Origin of the sequence: Pseudoalteromonas sp. S554 (genome assembly GCF_005930865.1) — a bacterium.
GTDB classification, from domain to species: Bacteria; Pseudomonadota; Gammaproteobacteria; order Enterobacterales; family Alteromonadaceae; genus Pseudoalteromonas; species Pseudoalteromonas marina.
Genome location: NZ_PNDV01000064.1, coordinates 71,118 through 95,693 on the forward strand (window position 1 = coordinate 71,118; position 24,576 = coordinate 95,693).

General features: G+C 40.2%; 23 protein-coding genes and 2 tRNA genes. 8 read left to right on the plus strand and 17 right to left on the minus strand.

The window, feature by feature from the left end; all coding sequences use genetic code 11:
* Positions 1-11: 11 nt before the first annotated feature.
* A complete protein-coding gene (locus CWB65_RS14110) occupies positions 12-1,904 on the plus strand; it encodes an EAL domain-containing protein (protein ID WP_039038441.1) in 1,893 nt (630 codons plus the stop codon).
* 265 nt (positions 1,905-2,169) lie between these two features.
* On the opposite strand, the gene CWB65_RS14115 is transcribed toward CWB65_RS14110, so the two are convergent.
* Positions 2,170-2,254: transfer RNA gene (locus CWB65_RS14115), tRNA-Leu, on the minus strand.
* Positions 2,255-2,581: 327 nt separating this feature from the next.
* Here CWB65_RS14115 and CWB65_RS14120 point away from each other — a divergent pair.
* Positions 2,582-3,082, plus strand: a complete 501-nt coding sequence (locus CWB65_RS14120; RefSeq protein WP_006793701.1) for an RDD family protein — start codon at positions 2,582-2,584, stop codon at positions 3,080-3,082.
* A gap of 80 nt (positions 3,083-3,162) precedes the next feature.
* On the opposite strand, the gene lptG is transcribed toward CWB65_RS14120, so the two are convergent.
* Together lptG and lptF are read right to left on the minus strand one after the other, a co-directional pair.
* Positions 3,163-4,230 carry an LPS export ABC transporter permease LptG gene (lptG, locus tag CWB65_RS14125; protein WP_138740812.1) on the minus strand — a complete coding sequence of 356 codons (1,068 nt, stop codon included), beginning with the start codon at positions 4,228-4,230 and terminating at the stop codon, positions 3,163-3,165.
* Complete coding sequence (gene lptF / locus CWB65_RS14130) at positions 4,227-5,339, minus strand: LPS export ABC transporter permease LptF (RefSeq protein ID WP_006793703.1); 1,113 nt, start codon at positions 5,337-5,339, stop codon at positions 4,227-4,229. Before lptF ends, lptG begins: the two co-directional genes overlap by 4 nt.
* A gap of 309 nt (positions 5,340-5,648) precedes the next feature.
* Here lptF and pepA point away from each other — a divergent pair, with 309 nt between their 5' ends.
* The 3 genes from pepA to CWB65_RS14145 all read left to right on the plus strand — a co-directional run bounded on the left by pepA (position 5,649) and on the right by CWB65_RS14145 (position 10,665).
* The gene (gene pepA, locus CWB65_RS14135; protein ID WP_010557831.1) at positions 5,649-7,160 is read left to right on the plus strand and encodes a leucyl aminopeptidase; all 1,512 of its coding nucleotides are present in this window, start codon (positions 5,649-5,651) and stop codon (positions 7,158-7,160) included.
* A gap of 149 nt (positions 7,161-7,309) precedes the next feature.
* A complete protein-coding gene (locus tag CWB65_RS14140) occupies positions 7,310-7,756 on the plus strand; it encodes a DNA polymerase III subunit chi (RefSeq protein ID WP_006793705.1) in 447 nt (148 codons plus the stop codon).
* 53 nt (positions 7,757-7,809) lie between these two features.
* Positions 7,810-10,665, plus strand: coding sequence for a valine--tRNA ligase (locus CWB65_RS14145; RefSeq protein ID WP_010557833.1), 2,856 nt, complete (start codon positions 7,810-7,812; stop codon positions 10,663-10,665).
* 112 nt (positions 10,666-10,777) lie between these two features.
* Here CWB65_RS14145 and CWB65_RS14150 read toward each other — a convergent pair whose 3' ends face one another.
* Positions 10,778-12,055: an outer membrane protein transport protein gene (locus CWB65_RS14150; RefSeq protein ID WP_039038442.1), complete on the minus strand. Its 1,278-nt coding sequence runs from the start codon at positions 12,053-12,055 to the stop codon at positions 10,778-10,780.
* 284 nt (positions 12,056-12,339) lie between these two features.
* Here CWB65_RS14150 and CWB65_RS20075 point away from each other — a divergent pair, with 284 nt between their 5' ends.
* Positions 12,340-12,663 (plus strand): hypothetical protein, encoded by a 324-nt coding sequence (locus tag CWB65_RS20075; RefSeq protein WP_082014454.1) that lies wholly within the window; start codon positions 12,340-12,342, stop codon positions 12,661-12,663.
* On the opposite strand, the gene CWB65_RS14160 is transcribed toward CWB65_RS20075, so the two are convergent.
* The 3 genes from CWB65_RS14160 to CWB65_RS14170 all read right to left on the minus strand — a co-directional run bounded on the left by CWB65_RS14160 (position 12,623) and on the right by CWB65_RS14170 (position 16,578).
* Positions 12,623-13,891: a cyclic di-GMP phosphodiesterase gene (locus tag CWB65_RS14160; RefSeq protein WP_138740813.1), complete on the minus strand. Its 1,269-nt coding sequence runs from the start codon at positions 13,889-13,891 to the stop codon at positions 12,623-12,625. The genes CWB65_RS20075 and CWB65_RS14160 overlap by 41 nt on opposite strands.
* A 187-nt stretch (positions 13,892-14,078) precedes the next feature.
* Positions 14,079-16,298: an EAL domain-containing protein gene (locus CWB65_RS14165; protein WP_138740814.1), complete on the minus strand. Its 2,220-nt coding sequence runs from the start codon at positions 16,296-16,298 to the stop codon at positions 14,079-14,081.
* Between the two features lie 205 nt (positions 16,299-16,503).
* A tRNA-Arg gene (locus CWB65_RS14170) sits at positions 16,504-16,578 on the minus strand.
* A 246-nt stretch (positions 16,579-16,824) separates the two neighbouring features.
* Here CWB65_RS14170 and CWB65_RS14175 point away from each other — a divergent pair.
* Positions 16,825-17,007, plus strand: coding sequence for a hypothetical protein (locus tag CWB65_RS14175; protein ID WP_006793710.1), 183 nt, complete (start codon positions 16,825-16,827; stop codon positions 17,005-17,007).
* On the opposite strand, the gene CWB65_RS14180 is transcribed toward CWB65_RS14175, so the two are convergent.
* Genes CWB65_RS14180 through CWB65_RS14190 form a run of 3 tightly spaced genes read right to left on the minus strand, consistent with a single transcriptional unit; the run spans position 17,004 to position 18,723 of the window.
* Complete coding sequence (locus tag CWB65_RS14180) at positions 17,004-17,810, minus strand: phosphotransferase (RefSeq protein ID WP_138740815.1); 807 nt, start codon at positions 17,808-17,810, stop codon at positions 17,004-17,006. The genes CWB65_RS14175 and CWB65_RS14180 overlap by 4 nt on opposite strands.
* 3 nt (positions 17,811-17,813) lie before the next feature.
* Entirely contained in the window at positions 17,814-18,437 is a 624-nt protein-coding gene (gene pnuC, locus CWB65_RS14185; RefSeq protein WP_138740816.1) for a nicotinamide riboside transporter PnuC, read from the minus strand.
* A gap of 34 nt (positions 18,438-18,471) precedes the next feature.
* Positions 18,472-18,723: a YkoF family thiamine/hydroxymethylpyrimidine-binding protein gene (locus tag CWB65_RS14190; protein WP_006793713.1), complete on the minus strand. Its 252-nt coding sequence runs from the start codon at positions 18,721-18,723 to the stop codon at positions 18,472-18,474.
* A gap of 108 nt (positions 18,724-18,831) precedes the next feature.
* Between CWB65_RS14190 and CWB65_RS14195 the strand changes: the two genes are divergently transcribed.
* On the plus strand, positions 18,832-19,071 hold the full coding sequence (locus tag CWB65_RS14195) for a DUF2960 domain-containing protein (protein ID WP_006793714.1): 240 nt from the start codon (positions 18,832-18,834) through the stop codon (positions 19,069-19,071).
* Between the two features lie 14 nt (positions 19,072-19,085).
* On the opposite strand, the gene alr is transcribed toward CWB65_RS14195, so the two are convergent.
* The 7 genes from alr to rpsR all read right to left on the minus strand — a co-directional run bounded on the left by alr (position 19,086) and on the right by rpsR (position 24,567).
* A complete protein-coding gene (alr, locus tag CWB65_RS14200) occupies positions 19,086-20,165 on the minus strand; it encodes an alanine racemase (RefSeq protein WP_006793715.1) in 1,080 nt (359 codons plus the stop codon).
* On the minus strand, positions 20,165-21,544 hold the full coding sequence (gene dnaB / locus CWB65_RS14205) for a replicative DNA helicase (RefSeq protein ID WP_006793716.1): 1,380 nt from the start codon (positions 21,542-21,544) through the stop codon (positions 20,165-20,167). The genes alr and dnaB overlap by 1 nt, the downstream gene beginning before the upstream one ends.
* A gap of 110 nt (positions 21,545-21,654) precedes the next feature.
* Complete coding sequence (locus tag CWB65_RS14210; protein ID WP_138740817.1) at positions 21,655-22,590, minus strand: DUF4097 family beta strand repeat-containing protein; 936 nt, start codon at positions 22,588-22,590, stop codon at positions 21,655-21,657.
* A gap of 9 nt (positions 22,591-22,599) precedes the next feature.
* Complete coding sequence (locus CWB65_RS14215) at positions 22,600-23,085, minus strand: hypothetical protein (protein ID WP_006793718.1); 486 nt, start codon at positions 23,083-23,085, stop codon at positions 22,600-22,602.
* A complete protein-coding gene (locus CWB65_RS14220; protein WP_039038449.1) occupies positions 23,072-23,620 on the minus strand; it encodes an RNA polymerase sigma factor in 549 nt (182 codons plus the stop codon). The genes CWB65_RS14215 and CWB65_RS14220 overlap by 14 nt, the downstream gene beginning before the upstream one ends.
* Positions 23,621-23,851: 231 nt before the next feature.
* A complete protein-coding gene (gene rplI / locus CWB65_RS14225; protein WP_006793720.1) occupies positions 23,852-24,304 on the minus strand; it encodes a 50S ribosomal protein L9 in 453 nt (150 codons plus the stop codon).
* 35 nt (positions 24,305-24,339) lie between these two features.
* Positions 24,340-24,567, minus strand: a complete 228-nt coding sequence (rpsR, locus tag CWB65_RS14230; RefSeq protein ID WP_006793721.1) for a 30S ribosomal protein S18 — start codon at positions 24,565-24,567, stop codon at positions 24,340-24,342.
* Positions 24,568-24,576 lie beyond the last annotated feature (9 nt).

Consider the following 24,576-nt stretch of genomic DNA (forward strand, 5'->3'; position numbering starts at 1 on the left):
AGGTTTACAAGTTGCACAAACTGCTAGCACGCCAGTTAAAACGTAGTAAGATTAATGAAAGCTTTGTTCAAGAGTATACCGATATTATATCGCGGGTATCTGATGCTTATGAACTGAATGAGCGCGAAATTAATATTTTAGAGCGCTCATTATTTATTACGTCTAACGAATTAAACGAACGTAATGACTTACTTAAAAACCAACTTAATGAGCTTTCTGATACACAGCAACAATTAGAACATTCAATTAGTGTGCTTAACGCAACATTTGACGCTATAGGCGAACAAGTTACTGTGCTAGACCTAAAAGGTAACGTTGTGAGCGCCAATATAATGGCCAGAGAGTTCTTCGAGCGCTTTAATTTAAACGCATATAATTACTTTAGCCAAATAGATAAAGTAATAAAAAAAGGCAACAAAAGCGCCGATATTATCGCGCAATTAAAAGCAGACTCAAAACAGGCATTGAGTGGCGAGTTTGAATCTATCGACGACAAACATTATAGTTACCGCTCACTCCCTCAGCTTAAAAATGGCCAACTTATTGGTCGTGTATTTTGTATTCGTGATATCAGCGTTGAAAAAGAACATGAAGAAATCATTCATTTTCAAGCCTACCATGACGCCCTAACTGGATTAGCAAACCGTCAATTATTTATGGACCGTCTTGAGCATTCACTAACGCTTGCAAGACGCGATGATTCGATGACTGCTGTGCTCTTTTTAGACCTAGACAACTTTAAGCGAGTTAACGACACTGAAGGCCACAAAGGCGGCGACGAACTACTAATCAAAATGGTAGAGCGTATTAACCACCGTTTAAGAGAGCAAGACACACTTGCCCGAATAGGTGGTGATGAGTTTGTAATTCTTGTTGAGCTTGTTAAGTCAAAAAATAATATTGAAAACTTGTGCGAGGCGTTGTTAGAGACAATAAGTAAAGAATTTATTATAAATGGTCGACCTCAATATGTATCATCAAGCATTGGAATTGCGTTATATCCACAAGATGGTATTACGCCCGACTCCTTGCTTAGTAATGCCGACATGGCGATGTATGACGCCAAAAATAATGGCAAAAATGCCTACCGTTTTTATCATAGGAAATTAGAAGCTCATGCCCGTGAACAAATGGATATTGAGCGCGAACTTCGCAAAGCAATAAACAACCAAGAATTAGAAATATACCTACAACCTAAAATAGGTTTAGACTGCAATCAGATTTTGGGAGCTGAAGTGTTGATGCGCTGGTTTACGGCTAGCGGAGAGTCTATACCGCCCGATTTATTTATTCCTATTGCTGAATCAACTGGGCTAATAAAAAAAATAGGTGAGTTTGCTATTAGCTCGGCTATATCGCTATTAGAGCAATGGCAACTAGAGGGCATCGCGCCTTTAAAGCTTGCAGTTAACCTATCAATTATTGAATTTCAGGACGAACATTTTATTGATTACATTATTGAAAGTATTTCAAACTCATCAATTAGTGGCGATCAATTAATTATTGAGTTAACTGAATCTATTTTTATGGAAAATAAAGAGAAGATGAGTAAAACCATGCATAAGCTCAAACACTATGGTGTTGCGTTTGCATTGGATGACTTTGGTAAAGGTTACTCGTCGTTTAGTTATTTACAGTTATTGCCTATCGATTACTTAAAAATCGACAAATCGTTCTTACAAAATGTCATTACTGATGAACAAAGCGCTGCCATTGCCAAGTGTATTATCGATATTGGTCATAACTTAGATTTAGCTATTATTGCAGAGGGAATAGAGGATCAAGAAACGCTTGATTACGTATCAAAGACTCACTGCGAAATGGCGCAAGGATTTTTTATGTACCGTCCTATGCCCTCTGATTCATTTACAAAGCTAATACGAAAAAACAGCCACGCAAAGTGATATGACTATTTAGAATATCATCTTGAGTGCCGCTCGAGCCTATTAGTAAAAGCCCCATTACAGAGTAATTAATTCGTCCATGAAGCTACATCCATCGTTCATCCATGAACTCACTTCGAATAACTGCGAAACTTCGTTTCGGTTTACTCTCACCCAGCGGCCGGACTTTAACTTATACCTGCGCACTTGAGTGCCGCTCGAGTCCGTCATCACAAATTTTAGACATAAAAAAACCTCTGCTAAATCTAGCAGAGGTTATAAAAAGTGGTACCAGCGGCCGGACTCGAACCGGCACTCCTTTCGGAAGGGGATTTTGAATCCCCCATGTCTACCAATTTCATCACGCTGGCATCATTTTTCTTTAACCTTCTAAACACGAGAAGATAAAGAAAAACCACTTTAGAGCTTAGGATTATTTATGTGCCTTCGTCTCTATGCCAAGCATTATACAAACAATAGGGTTAGCAGCAAGCCTTTTATTACATAAGCATGATCAACCGCTTAACATTTAGGCAACTCTTAACATTTAAAAAAATTAAAGCGTCATGTAAATAAAGCACTTTAAAAATACAGATATTATTTAAACCAATAGTTAAATGATACCAACATACTATAGCGCTTAGTATTTTTGCGCTTTTTTGCTAAACTAGCCACACATTAACAGTGAGAGTATTTTTATGTCGGGTGAGTTTCCACGTGCTGGTTTTTGGCGCCGTTTTGCGTCGCTAATATACGACTCTTTAGTCGTCATTTCATTATCTATGCTAACCGCTATTTTGTACTTTGCTGCAATTCAAGTTTTAATTTCTACGGGCCTTATTGAACAAACCGAAGGTCAAGACCCTGCTGCATTTATAGAAAATTCACCTTTACTAGATGGCATTCGCAGTGCGTTGTTTGTGGGCGTAAATGTTATATTTTTTAGTTACTTTTGGACCAAAAGTGGTCAAACAATTGGTATGCGAGCGTGGCGATTAAGAGTACAAACTAACGATGGCAATTTAATTAGTTGGTCGCAATCAGTTATTCGCTGCATGGGCGCGTTACTTGGTTTAGGTAACTTAGTTGTGTTAGTTGATTTTAAAAACAAAAAAGCGTTACAAGATTACTTATCTAAAACAGAGGTTGTTGCTCTTTCAAAAGAAGAGAACAAACGTATATACCGCGAGCTCGATTAATATATACACAGTAATAAAACCTCTAAAAACAAAAAAGGGTGACTTACTAGTCACCCTTTTTTATTTTTAGATATAATCGCTTATACCCGTTTATTCATTAAGTAGGTCGCAAAGCCTATAAAAATAACACTAGGCAGCACGGCGCCAATTATGGCAGGTATTTGGTAAACCATTACCACGGGACCAAATATCTCGTTTGTTAAATGAAATACAATGCCTGTTACAACACCCATAATTATTCGTGCGCCCATAGTTACAGTACGTAATGGGCCAAATATAAAAGAAAGCGCAACCAATAACATAACCGCAACCGACACGGGTTGCATAAACTTTCGCCAAAGAGCAAGATCATAAGTACTGGTATCTTGCTCATTTTGCTCTAAGTAGCTTAAGTACGACCATAGCCCTGTAAATGACAGCGATTCTGGCTTTACAGATACAACACCTAACTTTTCAGCGGTTAGTTGCGATGGGTAAAACTCTTCTGGGTGTAGTTCAGTTGTAATTAACTCATCCGTAATAATGACTTTGTTTACATCACGTAAAAGCCACCCATCTTTTCGGCTAATTGCCTCTTTAGCTTTAGTAATTTGAGTAAGTTCAAGTGAGCTATCAAAATAGTACATGTGCAAACCGTTAAGCTTACCGCTTTCATCCACATCTTCTATATTTATGAAGTTATTTCCATCTTTCGCCCAAACCCCTTTTTGTGCGCTAAACACATCTCCGCCATGTATAGCTTGGTTTCGCATTTCTTGTGCACGTAACTGTGCCTCTGGTGCTCCCCATTCGCCAAGCGCCATCATACAAATGGCCATAAACATGGCGGTTTTCATCACCGAACCAATAATTTGCAACCGTGACATACCCGCAGCTTGCATAACCACTAATTCACTATTTGAAGCAAGCGCACCAAGCCCTGTTAAGCCCCCAATGAGCGCAGCCATAGGGAAAAACACCACTAAATCACCAGGAATACTGTACAGCGTATACAGCATGGCGGTAATCAAATCGTAACTACCACGCCCGACCGATTTTAACTGTTCAATAAATTTAATTAAGGTACTGATGCCAACTAAAACCAATAAAGCAAAGCCTGTTGTTTGTAAAATGCTGCGGCCTAAATACCAGTCGAGTGTTTTCATCATGAGCTTAACTCCCGCTTAGTGACAACAGCTTTAAGCAAAGCGCCTATTGGGCGGCCTTTAATAATTAATAAGCCACCAATAAATAAGGCACTCAAGTGAATCCACCAAAGCCCGATTGACGGTGGTATTTTGCCATCTTCTATCGCGAACTTTGCGGCATTTAATAAAATAAAATACCCAAGATACAAACTTATAGCGGGTACCAATTTAGCAAATTTACCTTGACGAGGATTAACCACACTTAACGGCACTGCTAGTAAAGTAAGCAGTGGAATAGAAAGAGGAATAGCAATACGCCACTGCCATTGAGCAATAGACTCAGGCGTATTAATAGCAAGCAACTGATTAGTCGGCACAGCTTCTAACTTACGGCGTTGGTGTTCTATTTCTTGTTCACGAATTTGCACACTGTAGCCATCAAACTCGGTCAGGTTTAATGCTGGTGTTGTTGCGTCGGTTTCGTATCGTTTCCCATCGGTTAACACTAACTGTTGCTCACCGTTTTGCGCTTCAATTACTACGCCTTGCTCTGCGTATACTAGTCGAGCTAATTCATCGTTATCACTATTTGGTAGCTGTGCAACAAACACTTTGTTTAGCTCTTTGCCACCATTTTCAATATTATGAATAAACACCACGGCTTTTTCGTTACCTGTTTCTTGGAAACGACCGGCTCTTAATGCTGACAGCCCAGCGTCAGCTTTAGCTTGTTCTTTTAATTGATACTCTTGCTCACTGGCCCACGGTGCTAGGTACATAGTTAATGCGCCAGCCAAAAGCGCTAAACCTGCGCTTGATATTAAAGTTACACGCACTACATACCATTCGCTCACACCACATGCTTTTAATACCGTCATTTCGCTGTCGGCGTAAATACGGCTATACGCTAAAATAATGCCTAAAAATATACTCAATGGAAGAATTAACGAGGCAAGTTGTGGTAACTTTAACGCAATCATCGACAGCACTAATTGAGCAGGAATGCTTCCCTCTGATGCGTCACCTAAAATAACCACCAGCTTTTGTGATAAAAAAATGGTCATTAAAGTTAAAAATACGGCGACCTGCGATTTTAAAACCTCAGCGGTCAAATAACGAAAAATAAGCAATGCTCGCCCCTGTTAAACTTAGTATTTCACTACAATAGTGAGTGTCGAATAGTTAAATAGCTATTTTGCACAGTTTATACCGACAAATAGGCTATTATTATAAGCCATCAAAATTAATTATCCTACCTAAGTGCAAGATATAATGTTGCATTAGTAGCCCTTAAGCATATAAAGTTCAATTACACAGTAAGAGTCGGTAAAAATCAGCTAAAATGAGTATTATCTCTACATAAGCTTAGCTACTAAGACTAGAAAATATTATTTTTGGCCTTATTTATTAGTTTAAATGACTCACAACCAGGAGCAACAATGGAATTTAGCGTAAAAAGTGGTAGCCCAGAAAAACAACGCAGCGCATGTATTGTCGTTGGCGTGTACGAACCACGCAGGTTATCCCCCATTGGTGAACAACTCGATAAAATCAGTGATGGTTATATTTCAAATTTACTTCGCCGTGGCGACCTAGAGGGTAAACCTGGCCAAGTTTTATTATTGCACCATGTCCCTAACGTGTTAAGCGAGCGTATTTTGCTTGTAGGTTGCGGTAAAGAGCGCGAGCTTGATGACAAGCAATACAAACAAATTATCTCTAAGACAATAAATACCCTAAACGATACAGGCTCTATGGAAGCGGTATGCTTTTTAACAGAGCAACACGTAAAAGGCCGAGATACTTATTGGAAAGTACGCCAAGCCGTAGAAACAACGCAAGATTGCTTATACACGTTTAATCAACTTAAAAGTAAAAAAGTAGACCCGCGTCGCCCACTTCGAAAAATTGTATTTAACGTACCCACGCGCCGCGAACTCACTATTGGTGAAAGTGCGATTGAGCACGGTTTAGCTATCGCTGCTGGCAGCAAGTTGTGTAAAGACGTTGCGAACATGCCACCCAACATTTGTAACCCTGCGTATTTAGGCGAACAAGCGCAAGAGCTAGCTACCAATTTTGATAACATCACCGTTGATATTATTGGCGAAGAAAAAATGGCTGAGCTTGGTATGAACTCGTACTTAGCGGTTGGCCGTGGTAGTGATAACGAATCTGTTATGTCGGTTATTAACTACAAAGGTGCAAGCGACGAGCAAGCGCCAATTGTGTTAGTTGGTAAAGGTTTAACCTTTGACTCCGGCGGTATTTCAATTAAACCTGGCGAAGCCATGGATGAAATGAAATACGATATGGGCGGTGCTGCAGGTGTTATAGGTGCAATGCGCGCTTTGGCACAAATGCAATTACCTATAAACGTAATAGGTATTTTAGCTGGTTGTGAAAACATGCCTAGTTCAAATGCTTACCGACCAGGTGATATTTTAACAACGATGTCGGGGCAAACGGTTGAAGTACTTAATACCGATGCTGAAGGTCGTTTAGTATTATGTGATGCGTTAACCTACGTAGAGCGTTTTGACCCAGATACCGTCATAGATGTAGCCACCCTTACAGGTGCATGTATTGTTGCATTAGGTGCTCATGCAACAGGCTTGCTTGCAAACCATAACCCCCTTGCCCACGACTTATTGAAAGCGTCTGAGCAAAGTGGCGACCGTGCATGGCAGCTACCACTGTGGGACGATTACCAAGACCAACTAGAAAGCCCATTTGCTGATTTTACTAACTTAGGTGGGCGCGCGGCAGGCACAATTACCGCAGCGTGTTTTTTATCTAAGTTCACCAAAAAATATAATTGGGCGCATTTAGATGTAGCGGGTACTGCATGGCGAAGTGGTGCAAATAAAGGCGCAACAGGACGCCCTGTTCCTATGCTAACTCAGTATTTATTGAACAGAGCGGGTGTAAGCGAAGCAGCACACGATTAATTACCTGTTTAGTTCAAAATAAGGCGCCACTAGGCGCCTTATTTATTTGTGTATTAATTGAAGCAAACCCCGTTATATGGCAAAATCTGCCTCTTAATTTATGTGTATTAATCTAGTACACATTCAATGCCATGGGAAAGCCCGATACAATGAACATGAACGCTAAATTTTTCGTTCTAAAGCAACAAGATGAGTCTAAAGCCCAGGCTGATGATCATTTTGCTTTGGCTGCACAAATAGCGGCCGATCAGTATCGTAATGGGCAACGTGTATTTATTTGTGTAAACGATAACGATACAGCCTGTGCCATTGATGAAATTATTTGGGCATTCGACCCAGACAGTTTTGTACCACACAATTTACAAGGTGAAGGCCCTAAAGGCGGAGCCCCTGTTGAAATTGGTATTACGCCACCTGTTGGCAACCGAAAAGTTTTAATAAACTTGGCCACTCAGCTACCTGATTATATTCGCCGATTTAACCAAGTTTTTGATTTTGTCCCCGTAGAACCTGTTGCTAAACAAGCAGCCCGCGAGCGTTTTAAAAAGCTACGCCAACTCGGTGCCAATCTCACCACGCAAGATATTAATAGCTAGCCACTCAGGCAAACTAACCAACTAATTTAAGTACTTATTTAAGGTTCTGTGTAATGGATAAAACCTACAATCCGCAAGATATTGAACAGTCTCTATATCAAGACTGGGAACAAAAAGGCTACTTTAAGCCATCTGGCCAAGGCGTACCGTATTCTATTATGATCCCGCCGCCAAATGTCACGGGTAGCTTACACATGGGCCACGCTTTCCAAGATACAATAATGGATACCCTTACGCGTTTTAAACGTATGCAAGGTAACAACACATTATGGCAAGTAGGTACTGACCACGCAGGTATCGCAACGCAAATGTTGGTTGAGCGTAAACTGCATGCTGAAGAAGGTAAAACACGCCACGATTTAGGCCGCGAAGATTTTATTAATAAAATCTGGGAATGGAAAAACGAATCGGGCGGCACAATCACTAAACAGCTTCGTCGTCTTGGCGCATCAGTTGATTGGGACCGTGAACGTTTTACGATGGACGATGGTTTATCTGAAGCGGTTAAAGAGGTATTTGTTCGCCTTCATAAAGAAAACCTAATTTACCGTGGTAAACGCCTAGTAAACTGGGATCCAAAATTACACACTGCTATTTCTGATCTTGAAGTTGAAAACAAAGACAAACAAGGCCACATGTGGAACTTACGTTACCCACTAGCCGATGGCGTTAAAACACAAGACGGTAAAGACTACATTGTAGTCGCAACTACGCGCCCAGAAACTATGCTAGGCGACTCAGGTGTTGCAGTAAACCCAGATGACGAGCGCTACACAGATTTAATTGGTAAAGACATTTTATTACCTATCGTTAATCGCCGTATTACCATTGTTGCTGATGAACACGCCGATAAAGATAAAGGCACAGGTTGTGTAAAAATAACCCCAGCTCACGACTTTAACGATAACGAAGTTGGTAAGCGTCACAAAATGCCAATGATCAATATTTTCGATAAAGACGCCGCTATTTTAACGCAAGGTGAAACTTACACCTTTGACGGCAAAGAGCTTGAGCTTGATGCGCCAATTCCAGCGCGTTTTCATGGGCTTGATCGTTTTGCAGCGCGTAAAGCGATTGTGGCTGAATTTGAAGAACTTGGCCTACTTGAAAAAATTGAAGATCACGGCCTAACTGTTCCTTACGGCGACCGCTCTGGTGTGGTCATTGAGCCACTACTTACCGACCAATGGTATGTACGTGTTGCGCCACTTGCAGAACCTGCTAAAGATGCAGTTAAAAACGGCGACATTCAATTTGTGCCTAAGCAATACGAAAATATGTACTTTTCATGGATGAACGACGTACAAGATTGGTGTATATCACGTCAGCTTTGGTGGGGTCACCGTATTCCAGCTTGGTACGACAGCGAAGGCAACGTATACGTTGGTCGCGACGAAGCGGAAGTTCGCCGCGATAACAACATTGCAGATAGCGTAGCACTTAGCCAAGACGAAGATGTACTTGATACCTGGTTCTCGTCAGCACTTTGGACGTTCTCAACGCAAGGTTGGCCAGAAAACACCGATGATTTAAAAACCTTCCACCCGTCTGACGTGTTAGTAACGGGTTTTGACATTATCTTTTTCTGGGTTGCGCGCATGATCATGATGACGCTGCACTTTATAAAAGATGAAAATGGTAAACCACAAGTGCCGTTTAAAACAGTGTATGTTACTGGCCTAATACGTGACGACAACGGCGATAAAATGTCTAAGTCAAAAGGTAACGTACTTGACCCGCTAGACATGATTGACGGCATTGAGCTTGAAGACCTAGTACAAAAGCGTACTGGTAACATGATGCAGCCTAAACTTGCCGCTAAAATTGAAAAAGACACGCGCAAAGTATTTGCAAATGGTATTGAAGCACACGGTACCGATGCGCTTCGCTTTACCCTTGCAGCAATGGCATCTACCGGTCGTGATATTAACTGGGATATGAACCGCCTTGAAGGTTACCGTAACTTCTGTAATAAACTATGGAACGCGAGCCGTTACGTATTAATGAACACGGAAGAGCAAGACTGTGGTTTTGCAAACGATGCACAAAAAGAGTATTCGTTAGCCGATCGTTGGATTTTAGGCCAATATGAAGCCACCGTTAAAACCTACACTGAGCACCTTGATAACTACCGCTTCGATTTAGCAGCAAACACGCTTTACGAATTCACATGGAACCAGTTCTGTGACTGGTACTTAGAGCTAACTAAGCCTGTATTATTTAAAGGCAGTGAAGCACAGCAGCGCGGTACACGTAATACACTCATTACGGTACTAGAAAGCCTACTGCGCTTAATGCACCCAATGATGCCATACATCACAGAAACTATTTGGCAACGTGTTGCACCACTTGCAGGCCTTGAAACAGCGGGCACTAGCATTATGGTACAAGGCTTCCCTGTTTATAATGAAGCAAGCGTTGATGCCAAAGCGATGGAAGACTTAGAGTGGGTTAAACAATTCATTTTAGCTATTCGTAACATTCGTGGTGAAATGGATATTAGCCCAAGCAAGCCACTGAGCGTATTACTTGCCAATGCATCGAGCGAAGATGTGCGCCGTATTGAAGAAAATAAATCGTTCTTGGCATCATTGGCTAAGCTTGAAGAGTTTACAATGCTTGAAAACAAAGACGACGCACCAGCGTGTGCAACCTCTTATGTTGGCAACCTTGAAATTATGATCCCAATGGCGGGCTTAATTGATGTTGAAGCAGAGCTTGCACGTATCAACAAGCAACTCGAAAAAGCAGAAAAAGGCCTAGCGCAAGTGCAAAACAAACTCGCTAACGAAAAGTTTGTAAACAATGCACCAGAAGCCGTTCTTGCAAAAGAAAACGCTAAGTTAGCTGAATTCACCGATGCTAAAACTAAGCTGCTTGAGCAAAAAACGAAGATTGAAAGCTTATAATTTTAGTCACCTGCCTGCTAAAGCAATTTAGCAGGCATTAAAAAGCCGCTCACTTTAATAAAAGTGAGCGGCTTTTTTTGTGCCTAATGATTAAGCTAAAAGCACTTTTACATTAAAACGTGTAGTTGTACTGCGCGCCAATAAGCGTAGCATGACCTTTAGATTCAAAAGACCACTGCGAGCCTAAGTTATCTTTTTCAGTGTAGTTTTGTGTTTTACCACGAATAATACTCACGCCTAAATCAACGTTTGAGTTTTTATCGATGATGTAGTTACCACCAAAAGAGAACCAAAAGCGGTCTGTGTCTGGAATCGAGATTGATAAATGCTGTTGTGATACAGGCGACTCGTCAAACGCAATACCTGCACGTAACAATAGGTTTTCGTTGTACTGGTAGTCAGTACCTACTGAGTAACGAAGTGCATCAGAGAAATCTTCTGTTTTTTCAAATGCGCTAAACTTATCACCCGTTGGTGCTGTTACTTGTGCTTCTAATGAATCAAAGCTGCTCCAGCCAGTCCACAATACACTGTAATGTAAGCCTAATTTTTCGTCTAACTGATGTGAACCAGAAAACTCAGCAATAGCAGGTAGCGTTATTTCAACCGAACCTGGAAGTTCAAGCTGTCCGTCTAATCCACCAGGAATAAATGCAGAAGGAAGCTCGTTTGAGTATTCACCTTCAAACGTGATGTCAGTTTCTGTACGGTAGTTAAAACCAAAACGACTGTTTTCGTCTAATTGGTACATTAAACCAACATTTAAGCCGTAACCAATATCATCACCTTCAAGGTTTACTGCATCCGTTGAAGCAGGGATTGGTAAAGCTGAAGCACCAAACTTGCGAATAATTTTAGCTTCTGCATAAATTGCATTTAAGCCAATACCAAAGCTGAACTGCTCGCTTACTTTATAGGCAACGCTTGCGTTCATATTTACGGTTACAATTTCTGTTTCGCCCGCAATTTGACCTGCCGCGTAGTCGTCATCAAATTTTGTTGCTAAACCAAAGTTAGCAAATGCGCCAAAACCAACTGATACTCTGTCGTTTACTGGCATAGTGAAATAAGTTGCTGGAATAACGGCGCTAGGCGCAATGCTGTCGTCATCTAATGCATTCGGGTCGATGCCATTGTTTGTACCAGTGCCCTCAAGGCTAACATCTGGAACAACGGCTATAGCAGCAACACTTAGTTGCTTATCTTTAAATAAAGTCATTAAAGCAGGGTTACGTGCAACAACAGACGCGTCGTCTGCGATAGATGCTTCACCAGCATAAGCACGGCCTAAACCTGATGCGTTTTGCTCAGCTAATTGAAACGCAGCTGCAAAAGAGTCAGCTGAAACAAATGCAAGCGAGGCTGCGATAAGCGTTTTAGAAAATTTCATTGTTGTGTCCTTAACCAAACTCACTGTTTGGGTAGCTATGTGTGTTGTTACTTATATTCAAAACCCGGCTACACTACATTAATTTTTAGAAAAAAACTTCATGATCACACCAAAAACACCTAAAAAACACGTTTTTTAACTACATTTTAACAACTATTTAAAACTCATCGGACAAGAAATGTGTTATTAGAGCAATTACTCTAAATGTAATTAATTATCATTTAGATTGACATAAATTACGCCGCATTTTAAACTCTTTTTAAAATAACCAACGGGTTAAAACTGTGCTGATTGTTCTAATTATGGTGGGTCTCATTTTTTGTGGAGCCAGTGTATTTTTCTTTTACAAGGCAAATTACTGCGCATGCACACAGGCCGGACAATGCGACAACCCTGTTAATCGTTACTGGCTAGGCGCTATGTTAAATGCTGTTGTATCGCTCATATTTTGCTGCACAGCTTTACATGTAGAGCTTGGCACTTTGTTGTGGTTGGTACTAATGGGAAGTTGTTTTTTAGGCGCGTTTATATCAGCTCAGGCAAACCAAAAGCGACAATGTATTAAGGCTAAACGAGAAGATGATCTTTTAACAAACGAGATAAGTTAATTTGATAATCCATGGGCTTTACACTCGCTAAAATTTTAAGCTCTTGGTTGTCGGTACTCAAATCTATATCTTTAGGCGTTACGTGATGATTATGCTTTGCATTATAAAATAATTTAACTTTTGGCTTAATAGGGTTTTGGGTATTTCCCTCTAACACGATTGCTAAACGCTCGTTAGTTAATTTAACAATACTTCCCACAGGGTGGACACCTAAACACTTTATAAAGCGCTGCACTAACTCAGCATCAAATAACTTGTTGCTAGCCAATAAGTAACGTAATGCATTAATAGGCTCATCGCCTTCTTTGTATAGCTTATCAGCGGTCATCGCATCATATACATCAACAATAGCCATAATACGGGCAGCACGACTGAGCTTTTGATCACTTACACCTCTGGGGTAACCTGAGCCATCTAATCGCTCATGATGATTTACTATCATGTCTAACATGAGTGGCGTTACACCCTCTTCCTCTTTTGCTAATATCAGCCCTTGAGATACATGCTTTTTTACCGCGCTCATTTCAAATTCGGTCAGCTTAGAGGGTTTTGATAGTATACCTTGTGGTATTTTAGCTTGGCCTAAATCATGGAGTAATGCGCCCATTGCCAATTGTTGAACAACCCCTTGCTTGTAACCTAAGTACTTAGCAAACACGGCGGTAAAAATGGCACAATTGATCATATGTCGCCAGTTATAATTGTGCTTGTCTTTTACGCGCGTAAGTATGGTCATAGCGTTGGTATTTCGAAAAACGGAGCTAACTATCTCACCGGCTATTTCATCAAGTACTTTTACATTAACGGCCATGCCTGCGGTTATATCTCCATATAGCGACTTTAATTTTTTACTATGGCGCTCGTAACCTTCACTGGCTGCAGCAAACTCTTGCTCAAGCGTTATACTTGCAGGTGTATTTACGAGTTTTGATTTATCCTTGGCAGGCTTTGCCTTTGTTTGATCACTTAGTTTTGTAGACGCTAGATTTTTATTTTTTTCAGGGGACTTGGAAGTTGGCTTGTACTTAGCGGGGATGGCTACATCGCCTTTAGTAAAATCAATTAATAGCTCAAGCACGCCTTCTGTAGCTAAACGTTTTATAATCGATTTTTCACGAACCAAACCACTGGTTTTAATTTTTATTCCATTAACACCTTCATGTTGCTTAGTTACGCTATCGACATACATGCCGGGAACAAGTTCAGTGATAGGTAGAGTAATAAGCATAAAGGTATTTAAAATAGGTAATTAAACACCATTGATAGCATTTTACACCTGTACAAGTCTAACATTTGTTTCATTTACGTTAATAAATGACTATAAAGGATTGCTTATCACTCACTTAAAAAAGTACATTTAAATAAATTTACCACGCTATTAATTAGGTGGCTTTAATCTAGTTGCTCGAAGCTAATTATTTTAATAGTTCCTCTATTGGCTGTGGTTTATGAACAGCATAACCCTGCGCGTAATCTACGCCCATTTCTAATAGAGTTTGCTTAATTTGTGAAGTTTCGACGAACTCAGCAATAGTTTTCATACCCATAACGTGGCCAATTTCGTTTATTGATTTTACCATTGCATGATCAATCGGATCAACCTCAATATCTTTAACAAAAATCCCATCTATTTTAAGGTAGTCCACCTTGAGGTTTTTCAGGTACCCAAATGATGATAAGCCACTTCCAAAGTCATCTAGTGCAAAACGGCACCCTAGCACTTTTAATTGGGTAATAAACTTACTGGCAAGTTCTAGGTTTGAAATGGCGGCTGTTTCGGTTATTTCAAAACAAATCTTTTCACTATGTTCACCCAGTAGTTTGAGTTGCTCTGTAACAAATTTTAAAAAGTCCTCATTAGTAAGTGACTGTCCTGAAAGGTTAATAGACAAGAAGTTAACCCCTTTGAGAAAGTTAGGGTTATTTAGAATCATCTTAAATGCGTTTTCAATCATCCAACTATCTACTTTAACAATCAGTTGATAGCGCTCTGCAGGAGGTAAGAAAGCACCCGGAGGAATTATACCTCCCTGATCATCGACCATGCGCAATAGCAATTCATAATGTTTATTTTTATCGCAAGCGAGTGGCTCAATTAATTGTGCGTATATTTTAAAGCGGTTTTCATCTATTGCATCTTGAACTCTATTTACCCACTGCATCTCGCCTTGGCGCACTGCGAGCTCTTCGTCATCATCATAATGAACATGGATTCTATTTCGTCCCTTCTCCTTTGCTATATAACAAGCAACATCAGCTAACTTTAGCACCTCTGTAAAATCCACATATTTATCGGTAATTTGGATCAACCCCATGCTTACACCTATACGAAAGCTGCGACCTTCCCAAACAAATCTATAATCCTCAATTTCTTTTTGAATTAAGCTAGTTACACGATGGGCGTTATCAAATGAGCAGTTTTCCATCAATACAGCAAACTCATCCCCCCCGAGGCGTGCTACCACATCTGTTTTTCTTACTACTTTTTGCAATAAAGAACCGAGCTGACGAAGTAATTCATCGCCAGCTAAATGACCACAGGTGTCATTCACTACTTTAAATTGATCAAGGTCCATATAACATAAAGCATGATCAACTCGTTTTTCAGCAGCTACTGACAATAAAAGCTCAACGCGACGCTTAAACTCTCTTCTATTTGCTAAACCAGTGAGTGAATCATGAGATGATTGGTAGCTGAGTTTTTCTTCTGATTTTTTTCTTGCTGTAATATCTACATGAGTGCCCACTAAACGAGTAATTTCACCTTCCTCACTTTCAACAACAAAAGCACGAGACAAAATATTTACATAGCTACCATTTTTATGGCGCATTCTAAACTCAGCTTCATAGTGCTTAGTTTTAGATTCCATAAACGAATGGATTTTAGCAACTGCTGGAGCTAGATCGTCAGGGTGAACAAGCCTTTCCCATGTAGCAAAACTATTTGTAAGCTCGTCTTCTTTATACCCCAACATCGATTTCCATCGCGGTGAGTAATACATTTTTTCGTTAGCAATATCCCAATCCCAAAGTCCATCATTAGCGCCCTTCATGGCTAAACTTAACCGCTCTGTGTTTACTGAGGCTTTTTGTTTTTCGAGTATGAGATCGTTTTTTTGCTGTTCTAAAGAAAGGGTTAATTCAGTAATGATATTAGATAGCTCACGTATTTGGCCATTTTCATACTCAAGTTCAGTAATATCATAAAAAATATTTAATATGATACCGGTATCCCCATTTTTTAAAGGAACGGCACTGCCAAGTACAGTACGTTTACGCCCATCTTTACACTGTATAGTTAGCTGCATTGGCTCAAAACGAGTATTCATTTTTTTTGAATCGATTAATTTTTTGTGCCACAAGTTCATCACACAGTCGCGATAATGGCTATTAGGAAGTACTTTGCCCCACCATTCATCTAATGTGGGTATATCGCTTACTCCATAACCAAACATATTAACAAACGTATCATTAGCATGGACAATAGTGTTGTGAGCGTCATTCAATACAAATGGGACAGGGGAAGAGTTAAATATATGTATAAATAAATCATTACAACAGGCGTTTTTTTCTAGCTCAGATATTTTGGCATCTGCCTTTGCCAGATCAAATTTAAGCTGCTCAATACTATCCATTCACTGTGTTTCCCAAAAGTACGAATGTATTAATACACCTTTGTTCTGTTGATGTATTTGAATAACACAAACACAACGCACCAATGGCGTAATTAGATATCTATCATAATCAAAACAATAGGCAGTAAAGTCTATTTAAGCAAGATGGTTAATACTTAGAAAAGGAGTGAAACGCAGGTAAGGTGTTGGGCATAGTTAAATCAAATGGCGCTCTCGGTAGGGATCGAACCTACAACTCAGCCTCCGGAGGGCCACGTGATATCCATTTCACCACGAGAGCACATTTGCTGCCGCCACATCAACTCGCGATATCAATGTGTTAGCATGCGCTAATGATAAAGCCATCTTTACACAAATGCTAGCGACATTAGTTTATATGATTACTAATTATGCACTTTTGAATAAAACATGTGACTATTTTATAAAAACGCGTTATTTATTAATATTCGATAAAAATAGTTACGCTTTAGCAACATTTTAACTATCATTGTCACAGTAATGAAAATATTTAAAAGAGGAATTAATAATGAGTTTGATGTCTACGGAGCAAGTTGCAGAATTTTTAGGTGTAAAAGAGGAGCGCGTAAAACGTCTTGCACGTGAAAGTTTATTAATCGCTAAGTCAGAAGATGAAAACGGCGAACCGCAGTTTGATGCAGATGAAGTAGCAAAATATAAAGAATTAGCAGCGCGTTTTGGTGGCCTTTAAAAGCCACATGCTGCAATAAGTTTTAGCAGCTGCGCGCGTAATTTTTTTGCTGGAGCTCTTATGTCGCGCTGCTCATACCACCCAATAGATAAAATCAAAAATAGCAGCTTATAACAATTAAGCTTATCGCTTGATGTTACAAACCCTACCTGTTTATCTTTATATTTAGCGTAACTATTTAATAACGCATTATCGTTATTTTTATTTAGCTCAAAGCTAACACTTAGCGCCGCTAAATCAAAATACACGTCGTTAGTTTTAGCGTACTCAAAATCAATTAAGTAGCTGCCTGACTCATTCACTATTAAATTATCTTTAATTAAATCGTTGTGGCAAAAACCTAGCTCGATAGGCATGGCTGCAATAAAGTTAACAGCTGCACTAATTTGCTGCTGATGCTCCAAATACACTGGTGAGCATTTGTAACAGCTTAGCTCCTGGGCTATGTTCATTGGCTCAGTGCTAGCTGAGTAAGCATGGACAGTGACAAGCTTTTTAATCACGTCGTCGATTGATAGACTATTTGCGGAACTACCGTCAAAGTAATTAAACACAGCCAGTTGATTTTGTTTATCAAGCCATACAGGCGAAGGACATATATTTGACGCACTCAGGCGACGCTGCGCTTCTAAGGCATATTCTGGCCAATGGTCTTTGTAACGCTTTAATAAATACTTCCCTTGAGCCGTATTTATTAACACATTTTCGTTACTTAAACCTTGTGATAAAGGCACACATGAAATAACGCTGCTTGGCGCTATAAACGCACGGCATTTATTTATAAGTGCATTGTAATCACTCATGAATTAAAGCTGTGCAAGTGGCTTAGCTTGGCTTTGCTCGTATTCTTCATACCAGGTTTTAAAGCCCCACCCTGCCATAAGGGTGTAAAACACAAAAAGCGCTAATGTTGGGTAGTAGCCTTTTTCGTAATATAAATACATAGACGCTGCGTCTATGACTATCCAATACAACCAGTTTTCAAGGATTTTTTTGGCAACTAAGTAAGTCGTCACAACGGCAAAACAGGTTGTAAAGCTATCGAGGTAGGCAAAATCAGCATGCGTATAGTTAGTCATAAAATACCCAATGCCTGTTGCCGCAATAGAGGTAAGTATGATTAAAAGCGCATGACGTTCCATAGACCAAGAACTAATACTCAGGTTGTTATTATTAGCTTTGCCTTTTCGCCACACAACCCAGCCAAATACAGCCATATACATGTAATAAAAGTTGAGTAATGACTCCATTAGCAATGCGCCATTCCAATACATGATAGTGTAAATTAGCGTACTAAAAAACGCAGCAGGCCAGCACCACAGGCTTTCTTTTATAGCTAACAATAAATAAGCAATTGATAACACAACCGCAATATATTCCCAATGCGACATGGCAGTAAAACCGCTTAACGTTTTTGTTATAAATTCCATAGTGTGCTGTTACCGTTAAATTGTGGCGAAAAAACTACTGAGGCGATAAATCGCCAGACAAAAACTTACACACAAAAATAGCTTTGCCAAACTCTTCGTATGAACGTTTAATTTCGGTATTGAGTACTTGCATCACTAAATCATAATCGCCAAAAATTTGTGTCGATAGTGTATTAGTAATCACTTTTAAACCATCGTATTCGTTTAATCGATCAATAAAGCCTTTGATAAAAGGAATGTAATCTTGGTGAAGTGGGTACTTACTAATCTCTACTGATAATTTCATTATTAACCCTATGGTTTGAGTGCCTAGTTATATCGTGTCATTCAATGCTAGAGCCGCTACTAAATACAGTGTAAAATCGCTTTAATACTCAATTACAATGAGCGTAATATGGCACGCAGAATAACCTATAAATTTAAAAACCAACCGCGCGAAATAAATTTTGCTAAAGATAAATACCACGACATGTATCAAGCAATTGCTGCTGCCGAAGGCATTGATTTAACGAATTACTTAAGCATGGTACAGCAAATAGAAATGACCTCTAAAGGGTCAGCTTCTGTTCGTAACTTTCGTGATCAAGAATTTGCCCGCATGGGCTTTAGTGATATTTACTTTATTAAAGAGTAATTACCACTATTTAATTATGGCTGATACTCATAACTTACGCGCGGTGTAATATTACACAAAAGCTCGTAAGGAATGGTATCGGCGCACTGTGCTATTTCTTCTACTGGTAGCTCTGGGCCCCACATTGTGACTCTGTCGCCTACTTTTATGTTGTGCTCGTTTTGGCCTATGTCTACGCTAATCATATCCATTGCCACACTACCTACAATACCATAGCGCTGCTTGCCAATAACCACTGGTGTACCCTCTTTTGCGTGTCGCGGGTAACCGTCACCATATCCCATAGCAACCACAGCTAACTGAGTCGCTTTATCGCTTTTCCAACGCCCACCATATCCTACGGCCTCGTTAGCTGGAACATGGCGCACTGCTATAACACGTGTCGTTAAACGCATAACGGGTTTAAGCTGGTGCTGCTCACCCAATGCGTTTGCCATAGGTGATACCCCATATAACATTAAACCAGGGCGTACCCAATCGCCATGAGCATTCGGCCAAGCAATAATGCCTGCCGAGTTAGATAAGCAATGTGCTTGGTTAATATTATTTACTAGGCAGTCAAACTGTGAAATTTGCTGTGCTGTCTTGGTGTTATTTACATCGTCCGCGCATGCAAAGTGGGTCATTAAATTAACGGTGTTATTGGCATTGGGTGTTTTTTGCAGGCGCTTATAAAATTCATCAAACTGCTCTGGGGCAATACCCAGGCGATGCATGCCGGTATTTACTTTAAGCCAGCACAATAAAGGCGCTTCAAGCTCAGCCTCTTCCAAAGCGGCAAGCTGATACTCATCATGAATAATAGTTTGAAAGTTATTGGCCAATAAAATAGGTAAATCGTCTTTATTAAAAAAGCCTTCAAGTAACACAATCGGTTTTGTTAACCCGCCAGCTCGAAGCGCTAAAGCTTCATCTATACGTGCTACTGCAAATGCGTCTGCATCATTTAAATGTTGTGCAATTTTAACCAAACCATGGCCATAAGCATTGGCTTTTAATACCGCCATAACTTTACTGTTTGGTGCAAAACGCTTTACCTGCGCTAAATTATGCGCAAGTGCCGTTAAGTTAATTTCAGCAGTAGCTAAGCGCATTAATACTCGTCATCCATCGCAGGACCTGCGTAGTTATCAAAGCGAGAAAACTGCCCTTGGAACGTCAAGCGCACTTTACCAATTGGACCGTTACGCTGTTTACCTATGATTATTTCGGCGATGCCTTTTTCAGTACTGTCTTCGTTGTAGACTTCATCACGGTATATAAACATGATTAAATCGGCATCCTGCTCTATCGAGCCAGATTCACGTAAATCTGAGTTAATTGGGCGTTTATCAGCACGTTGCTCAAGCGTACGGTTTAGCTGCGAAAGCGCAACAACCGGGCATTTTAATTCTTTTGCCAGTGATTTAAGAGAGCGTGAAATTTCTGCAATTTCAAGTGTTCTGTTATCCGACAAGCTCGGCACACGCATAAGCTGAAGGTAATCAACCATGATCATACTGATACCACCATGATCGCGCGCAATACGACGTGCACGTGAGCGAACATCGGTAGGTGTTAACCCTGATGCATCATCAACGTACATTTTACCTTTTTCCATCAACAAGCCCATGGTTGATGAAAGACGCGCCCAATCATCATCGTCTAGCTGACCAGTACGTACCTTAGTTTGGTTAATACGACCAAGTGATGCCAGCATCCTCATCATGATTTGCTCAGAGGGCATCTCTAATGAGTAAATAAGCACAGGCTTGTCTTGTGTCATTGCTGCATGCTCTGCAAGGTTCATCGCAAAGGTGGTTTTACCCATTGAAGGACGTGCTGCAACAATAATTAAATCTGAAGGCTGTAAACCTGTGGTCATTTTATCTAAGTCAGCATAGCCGGTACTTACGCCTGTTACACCATCTTGCGGAGATTGGTATAGCTCTTCTATTTTATCAACGGTTTTTTCGAGTATGTTGTGTATGCTTTGCGGACCTTCGGTGCTTTTTGAACGCTGCTCAGCAATTTTAAATACTTTACTCTCGGCAAAATCTAATAAGTCATGGCTTGTACGCCCTTCGGTATTAAAACCGGCCTCGGCTATTTCATTTGCTACACCAATCATTTCACGCACAACCGCACGCTCTCGTACAATATTAGCGTACGCATCGATATTAGCGGCACTCGGTGTATTTTTGGCTATTTCGGCTAAGTAAGCAAAACCACCAATTCCTGCCAGTTTATTATTTTTTTCAAGGCTTTCAGAAATCGTAATTAAATCGATTGGATCACCCAACTCTGCAAGCTCTGTCATTGCTTCAAAAATAAGCTTGTGCGTACGAGTATAAAAATCTTGAGATACAACAAGTTCGGCTACGCGGTCATATGCTTGGTTATCAAGCATTAAGCCACCTAAAACAGATTGTTCAGCTTCTATTGAATGGGGAGGAACTTTAAGGGTATCGACTTGCTTATCTGGTTTGGCCATAACTTCACAGTACTAAAATTGAATGGCTCTATTCTATCGACTTGCCGGGGTTGTGCAAATAGCAAAGCAGGAAATCTTTTCCTGCTTTTTGTAACTCAAAAGTTTACGATTTACTTTTTAAGCTCAATACGGCCACTTATAGTATCCATTTCAACGTCTGCATTGCCGCCATTAATAACAAACTCAAGCTCACTGGCTGGGCCATATTTGGCTTTTTTTACTTTGTCATCGCTAAGCTCATTAATAATTTTGCCATTGGCATGGGCTTCAATCTCAAATTTAGCCGATACATTAGTAGGGAAGAAAAACTCTGCATCGCCACTTACTGATTCGAAACGTACATCTGCACTGTCCAGTAGCTCACCAATACGAACTTCAGCTTCACCATTTACAGTGTTTATACGTAGGTTTTTGATGCTAGCCAGCTTAAAGTTTATGTCACCGTTCACATTTTCAAGACGAACATCGCTCGCGCTTGATGACGACTTAATATCACCATTCACAGCGCTAAAGCGTAACTCACCACTAGACTGTTCATCATTTATTTCGCCATTTACCGTTTCAAGTTGAATATTACCGCTCAGGCTTTGTGCATTCACATCACCGTTAACGCTGGTTAGCTTAATATTACCTGCTAAATTTTGTGCGGTAATTTCACCATTAACCACATTTACTTCTGCACCATTTTTAAGTGCTTTAGCTATTACCGATACATTAACACCACGAAAGTCTAATGCGCTGCTATGCGGCATAAAAATAGTTAGTTTAGAGCCATCGCCATTACTGCCCCAGCCCATTTTACGTGGCATTTTCACAACAAAATATGTATTGTCGCCTCTTGTTTCGAGCTCAAAACCTTCTGCCTTATCATCAAGCTCGCCCACTACTTTAAACTCGCTTTTATCCCAACCTGCAATACTTACATCACCACGCTGATTCTCAATAAAAACAGTACCCTCTTTTGGCACCTCTATTTGTTTATCAATTTTTTCTCCTGCAAGTACAGCAAGTGGAAATAAGCTTAATCCTAGTAAAATTGCTTTCATGTTTTTCTCCTAAATACTTTGCCAACGAGGTGCATGCACCTTATTAATCAAATCAAGTTGTTGTTGATAAATCTGCGCTAACATTGTTAGCAATGCCTGGTTTTGGGGTTCGTTTTTAAGTGCTTGCTTAATAGCATACTCTGCCTCCTCAAGCTCTTGTAATTGTGTTTGCCAATTATCGGTTAAGGCGTCTTGATTTTTATACTGCACCAGTAAGCTTTGCTTTTGCTGTGCAAAATAGTCACTTATGGCCACAACCGGTTGTGGTTTAGGGTTGATTACAAACATATTGAGCGCCACTAGTGCAGCAACGGTACATGCCGCAATTGCGCTTAACTTTGGCCATAAAGTAACGGCTGATTGCTCAGGCTCATTGGTATTTACAATGGCTCTTTCTATGCCTGCCCACAGATCTTTTTGTGGCGTTATCTCTTTATCAAGCGTGTTTAATGATTTATCTAAAAAGTCGTCAAAGTTTGGTTTATTCATTTTCATACCACTCTTGTAATAACTGCCTTGCTCGATGATATTGTGATTTGCTTGATCCAACGGCAATACCCAATTGTTCTGCTATTTCTTCATGTCGATAACCTTCTACTGCAAACAATACAAACACCATCCGTGCACGCTCAGGTAACCTAACAATTAGCTTATCTAAGCCGTTTAAGCCTTTACAGTCTTTAGCCGATTGCTCATCCATACCGCCTTGTTCAATGCTAACGACTTTTTGTACCCAGCTTTTTTGTTTACGTAAGTAGTTAATCGCAATATTACTCGCCACACTGTATAACCAAGTAGAAAACTGCGAACGACCATCAAACATTGCTATTTTGTGCCACACCTGAACAAACACTTCTTGCGCAGCATCCTCAGCGTGTGACTGATCAGCTAATAAGCGCAAGCACAAACCGTAAACGCGTTTAATATGCAATTGGTAAAGCATTGTGTATGCACTTTGATCACCCGACTTTACGCGCTCAATCAATGCATTTTCGCATTCAGCGGGTTGATCGGGTTTAACGTGTAACATCCGTGATATCACCTTTTAATTATTATGGTATTGGTACCATTTCAAGTGTATTGATAAGTTAGACGCAATAACAGCGGTAAAAGGTTTGAATGAAATGAAAATAAATTTAAAGAATTTAAATTCTAAATAAGAAGAGTATTAGGAGGCTTTACCACATTAATAATATAAACACTGAATTTTAGGCACAAAAAAGCCGTGCTAAAAGCACGGCTTTTGTCGCTTAATTTAAAATTAAGCTTCAGCGATTACGATTACTTTGATAGTAGCCGTTACGTCTGTGTGAACAGAAATTGATACGTCAAATTCACCAGTCTCACGGATAGTACCTAGAGGCAAACGAACTTCTGACTTAGCAACTTCAACACCAACAGCTGAGATAGCGTCAGCGATGTCACGAGTACCGATTGAACCGAATAACTTACCTTCGTCACCAGCTTTAGATACTAAAGTAACTTCTGCTAATGCTTCTAGTTTTTCAGCGCGTGCTTGTGCAGCAACTAACTGTTCAGCGATTTTCGCTTCAAGTTCTGCGCGACGAGCGTCAAACGTTTCAATGTTAGCTTTAGTCGCAGGAACTGCCTTACCTTGAGGGAAAAGGAAGTTACGTGCGAAACCAGATTTAACTACAACCTGTTCACCTAGGCTACCTAGGTTAGCGATCTTATCTAGTAGAATAACTTGCATGTTTCTACACCTTTTAAAAACTGTTAATCCGCTGCTTACTTATGTAAGTCAGTGTATGGAAGAAGGGCTAAGTAGCGAGCACGCTTAATAGCAGTTGCTAGCTGGCGCTGGAATTTAGCGCTAGTACCTGTAATACGGCTAGGTACGATTTTGCCACTTTCTGTAACATAGTTTCTAAGAGTAGCTAGATCTTTGTAATCGATTTGTTGTACGCCTTCCGCTTTAAAGCGGCAGAACTTACGACGTCTGAAATAACGTGCCATGAGATTAAT

Bases quoted from the DNA above. Each gene is read 5' to 3' on its own strand.
- CWB65_RS14195 (WP_006793714.1), top strand. From the start codon at position 18,832: ATGGCACGCAGAATAACCTATAAATTTAAAAACCAACCGCGCGAAATA.
- dnaB (WP_006793716.1), bottom strand. From the start codon at position 21,544: ATGGCCAAACCAGATAAGCAAGTCGATACCCTTAAAGTTCCTCCCCAT.
- rpsR (WP_006793721.1), bottom strand. From the start codon at position 24,567: ATGGCACGTTATTTCAGACGTCGTAAGTTCTGCCGCTTTAAAGCGGAA.
- CWB65_RS14190 (WP_006793713.1), bottom strand. From the start codon at position 18,723: ATGAAATTATCAGTAGAGATTAGTAAGTACCCACTTCACCAAGATTAC.
- CWB65_RS14165 (WP_138740814.1), bottom strand. From the start codon at position 16,298: ATGGATAGTATTGAGCAGCTTAAATTTGATCTGGCAAAGGCAGATGCC.
- rplI (WP_006793720.1), bottom strand. From the start codon at position 24,304: ATGCAAGTTATTCTACTAGATAAGATCGCTAACCTAGGTAGCCTAGGT.
- CWB65_RS14120 (WP_006793701.1), top strand. From the start codon at position 2,582: ATGTCGGGTGAGTTTCCACGTGCTGGTTTTTGGCGCCGTTTTGCGTCG.
- CWB65_RS14140 (WP_006793705.1), top strand. From the start codon at position 7,310: ATGAACATGAACGCTAAATTTTTCGTTCTAAAGCAACAAGATGAGTCT.
- lptG (WP_138740812.1), bottom strand. From the start codon at position 4,230: ATGATGAAAACACTCGACTGGTATTTAGGCCGCAGCATTTTACAAACA.
- CWB65_RS14210 (WP_138740817.1), bottom strand. From the start codon at position 22,590: ATGAAAGCAATTTTACTAGGATTAAGCTTATTTCCACTTGCTGTACTT.
- CWB65_RS14180 (WP_138740815.1), bottom strand. From the start codon at position 17,810: ATGAGTGATTACAATGCACTTATAAATAAATGCCGTGCGTTTATAGCG.
- alr (WP_006793715.1), bottom strand. From the start codon at position 20,165: ATGCGCTTAGCTACTGCTGAAATTAACTTAACGGCACTTGCGCATAAT.
- CWB65_RS14220 (WP_039038449.1), bottom strand. From the start codon at position 23,620: ATGTTACACGTTAAACCCGATCAACCCGCTGAATGCGAAAATGCATTG.
- CWB65_RS14145 (WP_010557833.1), top strand. From the start codon at position 7,810: ATGGATAAAACCTACAATCCGCAAGATATTGAACAGTCTCTATATCAA.
- pepA (WP_010557831.1), top strand. From the start codon at position 5,649: ATGGAATTTAGCGTAAAAAGTGGTAGCCCAGAAAAACAACGCAGCGCA.
- CWB65_RS14175 (WP_006793710.1), top strand. From the start codon at position 16,825: ATGAGTTTGATGTCTACGGAGCAAGTTGCAGAATTTTTAGGTGTAAAA.
- CWB65_RS14215 (WP_006793718.1), bottom strand. From the start codon at position 23,085: ATGAAAATGAATAAACCAAACTTTGACGACTTTTTAGATAAATCATTA.
- CWB65_RS14150 (WP_039038442.1), bottom strand. From the start codon at position 12,055: ATGAAATTTTCTAAAACGCTTATCGCAGCCTCGCTTGCATTTGTTTCA.
- pnuC (WP_138740816.1), bottom strand. From the start codon at position 18,437: ATGGAATTTATAACAAAAACGTTAAGCGGTTTTACTGCCATGTCGCAT.
- CWB65_RS14160 (WP_138740813.1), bottom strand. From the start codon at position 13,891: ATGCTTATTACTCTACCTATCACTGAACTTGTTCCCGGCATGTATGTC.